Annotated in this window: 1 protein-coding gene; it reads left to right on the top strand. The window is 64.6% G+C overall.

Translation table 11 applies throughout. The annotated features are described in order from the left end of the window. A partial coding sequence (locus SB659_RS20050) for an aldo/keto reductase (RefSeq protein ID WP_410551690.1) occupies positions 1-254 on the top strand: 254 nt, incomplete at both ends.

The raw sequence follows: 254 nt of genomic DNA, 5'->3' as shown, positions 1-254 counted from the left end.
CGATCGGCGGGCCGTTCTATGCCGGCGATATCCCGCTTGGCTGGGGCGAAGTGGACGACGGCGAATCGATCCGCGCCATCAACCGTGCGGTCGATCTCGGCATCCGCTTTTTCGATACCGCCTCGAATTACGGGGCAGGGCATTCCGAGGAGGTGGTTGGCCGCGCCATCGGCAATCGCGACGACATCGTCATCGCCACCAAGTTCGGCCATGCGACCGACGAAAAGACCAGGCAGGCGACCGGCGCCTTTGCC

Origin of the sequence: Arthrobacter sp. SIMBA_036 (assembly GCF_046535135.1) — a bacterium.
In the GTDB taxonomy this organism is placed as follows: domain Bacteria; phylum Actinomycetota; class Actinomycetes; order Actinomycetales; family Micrococcaceae; genus Arthrobacter.
Note: the sequence above shows the minus strand (reverse complement) of the source record. Positions and strands in the feature narration are given on the sequence as shown.